Raw genomic sequence first — 4660 nt, forward strand, 5'->3', positions numbered from 1 at the left:
GACGGTGAGCTGGCCGTGCTGACCCGGCGCCAGGGGCTGCCGGACGATGTCGCCTACGCGATCCTCGAGGAAGAAGGACGGCTCTGGATCAGCAGCAACAAGGGGATCTACAGCGTGGCGATCGCCGACCTCGAGGCGGTCGCCGCCGGCACGCGGGCGAGCGTTACGCCGCGCATCTACACCGAACAGAACGGCATGCCGAGCCGCGAGTGCAACGGCGGCCAGCAGCCCGCCGCCTGGAAGGGGCGGGATGGGCGGCTGTGGTTCGCGACGACCAAGGGCATCGCGATGATCGACCCGCGCCGTCTCCCCTCGTCCACGGCGCCGCCTCCGGTGCGGATCGAAACGGTCCGCGCGGGGGGGCGGACGGTGCCGGTGTCGCTCGCCGGGGGCGATCCGCTGCGCTTTCCACCCGGGCGCGGGAGGCTCGAGTTCCATTACACGGTTCCGGTCCTCGTGCTGCCGGAGCGCGTGCGGTTCCGCTACCGGCTCTCCGGCGTCGATTCCGACTGGATCGAGGCCGGATCGAGCCGCGTCGCGCACTACACGAACGTCCCTCCCGGCCGGCACACGTTCGAGGTGCTGGCGGCCAACGCCTATGGCGTGTGGAGTGCCGAGCCGGCGGCCGTCGCCGTCGATCTCGCGCCGCACTTCTATCAGACGTGGTGGTTCTTCGGCTTGTGCCTGCTGGCGGCGGGCGGCGCGGCGGCCGGCGCGTACCGGGCCCGCGTCGGCCGCATCCGCGCCTCGGAGCGGCGCCTCGCCGCACTCGTCGCGGAGCGCACGCAGGACCTCGAGCGCGCCCGCCGCTCGCTCGAGGAGAGCAACCGGACGCTGGAGCGGCGCGTCGCCGAGGGGATCGCCGCCCTGCGCGACGCCGAGCGGATGGCGGCCTACGGCCGGCTCGTCGCCGCCGTCGCGCACGAGGTGCGGCACCCGATCTTCGCCATGCAGGCCGCCACCTACATGCTGCGCGAGCGGCTGCGCGGCGACGCCGACGCGGCCGAGCAGCTCGGGGTGCTCGAGCGGGAGGCGAAGCGGATGACCGTGCTGATGAACGACCTGCTCGAGTTCGCGCGCCCGCAGGAGCTGCGCCGGGAGCCGACCCCGCCGCGCTGGCTGCTCGAGCAGGCGCTCGCCGCCTTCCGCGACGAGCACGGCGAGGACGGACCGGCGATCGCGATCGACGTTGCGGACGGCGTTCCGCCCGTCCTCGCCGACCGGAACCGCATGCTGCAGGTCTTCGTCAATCTGCTCGAGAACGCACGCAAGCACGCCCGGGGCGCGCGTTCGATCCGGCTCGAGGCGGCCCTCGACGCGCGGGAACCGCCCGGGGCCCAACCGCCCGGCGATTCCGCTTCCGAGGCCCCGCCGCGCGTCCGCTTCGTCGTCGCCGACGACGGAGCCGGCATCCCCGAGGAACACCTGCCGCACGTCTTCGAGCCGTTCTACACGGGCGGTCGCGGCACCGGGCTCGGCCTCGCGATCGTCAAGCGCATCGTCGAGACCCACGGCGGCTCGATCGAGGTGCGGTCGGTCGCCGGCGAGGGAACCCGGTTCCTGATCGTGCTGCCGGCCTCGCGATGACATCCGGATGGCGCCGGTCGTTGCCTGCCGGACGCCGGACGCTCGGGGCCGCGTTTCCCGCAACCGGGACACGCGCCAGGCCAACGGCGCCCTTGCCGCCGGTTCCGGGAGTACCATGACGCTCCTGTTCGCGGGCTCCCGATCCGCGGCGAGACAGGAAGGACTTCCGGCTCCGAGACCGTACTCGGCCTCGACCCGCTGCAGCGCCCGGACCGGATCGTCTGCCCCGGCCGCGGATCGCATCCGCGTGCAGCCGCCCGTTTCGGGCAGTAGCGGGAGCGGATCGCCCGGCTGAAGGAGAGCCGCGGGGAGCGCTCGCCGGGAGCCTGCCGCCGAAGCACGAGCGCGGCGCCGGACGGCTCGGCGAGAGCCGAGAGTCCCGGCTGCACGGCTCGCTGATTCGAGCCGCTTTCGGGGTCGAATCCCCGGGGAAACGCGCTGGGGGCGCTCGCGACTCCCGGCCGCCGGAAAGTCGCGCTATGCTTCGCCGGGGTGAGCGTGACGGCGATGCCGGGGCGCGGGTGAGCGGGATGGCGAGAAAAAGACGCGGTTTGCGCGGCATCTCCGGCGGCCGGGCGAAGCGTCGCGGGCGCGAGGTGGAATGGGTCGGCGGGCACCGCGAATCGCCCGTTCTGATCACGAATCGCGATCCGCCGTGGCATCCCTGGGTCGTGTTCTGGCTCGAGCTTCCCTCGGGGAAGATCCTCTACCACGACCTCCTCCCCCCGGACCAGGCCGAGGGAGCGGTCGCGGCCGGCCTGCGGCAACTGATCGCCGACCTTCCCTCCTCTGCTAAACGCCGGCTGCCGGACCGCATCCGGGTCGAAACCGATCGGATCGCCCGCGAAGTGCGAGCCATCGCCGGGAGCGGTGTCGAGATCGTCGTCGCCCCCTCGCCCGAACTCGACGAACTCCTCGCCGATCTGAACGAGCGGCTCACGCCGGAAATGCCCGACCAAAGCTACCTCGAGGGCGGCGTTTCGCCGGAGACGGTCGAACACCTGTTCCGGGCGGCGCAGATGTTCCGCGCGGCGAGCCCGTGGAAGGTCGCGAGACCGGAGCAGGTGGTGCGCGTCGACCTGCCTGCGCTCGACATCGAGGGAGCTTGCTTGTCGATCGTCGGCCGTGGCCATTCCGCCCCCGGTTTTCTGCTCTTCCCCTCGTGGGAAGCTCTGGAAACCTTCGCGCAGGCAGATGAGCGCCCGCGGCGGCCGGACGGCATGATCGACTTCGGCACGCCCTGGCTATCGTTCGAGCTGCAGCCGATCCATGCGCTGCCCCCCACGATGCGGCGGGAGATCGAAGAGCACGGCTGGCAACCGGCCCACGAGGATCTCTGCCCGGTCATCCGCAGCATCGGTCGGGATGCGATGCCGAACCCGCCGGACGCACGCGAAGCGGAGATCCTCTGGCGCTGCGCCCTCGGCCTCTCCACGTTCGTCCTCCGCCACGGATCGGTGTTCGACAAGCGGGCGACCGAGCCGGTCTCGGTGTCGATCAGGGACACCAAAGGGGTCCGCATCCGCTTCACCGTGCCCTACCATGCTTACGACGAGTTCGAGGATGTCCCGGCGAAGACCTCCGCGGACGATGACCCGTATCGTGGTGTCGGGCGAAACGACCCGTGCCCGTGTGGCAGCGGTCGCAAGTTCGAGAAATGCCATCAGCCGCGCTGCCAGGAGGCGCAGCGGCACCAAGCCCGGATCCAGAGGTACCGCGGGCTCGATACCGATATCCTCCGCGCACTGTTCGAGTACATGGACCAGGAACTCGGTCCGAAGGCGATCGAGAGGATCTTCAAGCTCGCCACAACCCCGGAACGGGCCCCGGGGACCGCGTACACGTGGCTCATCTACGACGCGCTTTTCGACGGCCGGACGGTCGCCGACCGGTTCGCCGGCCGGCTGGCCGCCCCGTTGCGCGAATGGGCCGCCGCGCAGCAACGTGCCTGGTTCAGCGTGTGGGAGGTCGTCGAGATCGACCCCGGGTGCGGCTTCGTGCTCGAAGACCTGCTGAGCGGCGAGCGGCGCACGATTGTCGAGCCAGACGGCGCGCGCAAGCTGTTCCGGCGCGATGCGATGCTTTGCCGGGTCGTGGACTATCGCGGGCTGTCGGTCGTGTGCGGCCTGTATGGGACTGTGCTTCCACCGCGGGAAGCCGCCGGGATCGTCGAGCGCGCCCTGAAGCGCCTCCGCCGCAGGAAGCCGGTACCCGTCGAGTGCCTGCGGGACGAGGACTTCACCCGCTATCTGATCCGCGCGTGGAATCGTGCTGCGATCCGCCAAGAGACACGACAGCGCAACCGGCCGGCACTGACGAACAGGGACGGAGACCCGCTGCTGTTCACCACCGACCACTTCGACATCGCACGCGGCGCCCAGCGCGAGGTCGAAAGGCGGCTCGAAGCGCTGCCCGACGTCGAGCCGCCAAGCGACCCGGACCGGAAGGACGGCTGGACGTTCCTCGGGCCCACCGGCAAGACGAACGCGGCGGGAGACGAGGATCGCCTCTTGCTCGGCGTCGTTCGGATCGAAGGATCGCGCATGGCGGTCGAGACGAACTCGGTCGCGCGGGCCGACGCGCTGCGCCGCCGGATCGAGGAGGCGTGCGGATCGCTCGTGCGGCACCGCGCGCGGGAGCACGCCGACCCGATCGCGAGCCTTTTCGGGCGGCAGGGCCGGGGAGGTGCGGCACCGGCGGGGACCCCGCCACCGGACGCGGACGAGCAGGCGCTCGAGCTCAAGCGGCGGCACTACGCGAAGTGGATCGACCTGCCGCTTCCCGCGCTGGACGGGAAGACGCCCCGCGAAGCGTCCCGCACGAAAACCGGGCGGAGGAAACTCGATGTCCTGCTCAAGGAGATGGAGTGGTCCGAGCAGCAGCTGAGCTCTCCGCCCTACGATTTCTCGGAGATCCGGCGCCAGCTTCATCTCGACTGAGCGGGGGCAGCCGGGGAAGCTCAAGGAGAGCGTCCGGGGTCGTGGTATCGTCCGAGGCCGCCGCCCGCGGCGCCGAACGGCCTCGGCACTCGGCCGGCGTCTTCTTGTTGTGCGCCTCCGCCACGAGCCGGGCC

At 71.2% G+C, this 4660-nt stretch carries 2 protein-coding genes; both read left to right on the forward strand.

Annotated elements, in window-relative coordinates; all coding sequences use genetic code 11:
- Positions 1 to 1587: hypothetical protein (locus D6718_13400; protein ID RMG42734.1), on the forward strand; the 1587-nt coding region annotated here is incomplete at its 5' end.
- A 479-nt stretch (positions 1588 to 2066) separates the two neighbouring features.
- Positions 2067 to 4526, forward strand: coding sequence for a hypothetical protein (locus D6718_13405; protein ID RMG42735.1), 2460 nt, complete (start codon positions 2067 to 2069; stop codon positions 4524 to 4526).
- The last annotated feature ends 134 nt before the right edge of the window (positions 4527 to 4660 follow it).

It is taken from the genome of Acidobacteriota bacterium, assembly GCA_003696075.1.
Taxonomy (GTDB): domain Bacteria; phylum Acidobacteriota; class Polarisedimenticolia; order J045; family J045; genus J045.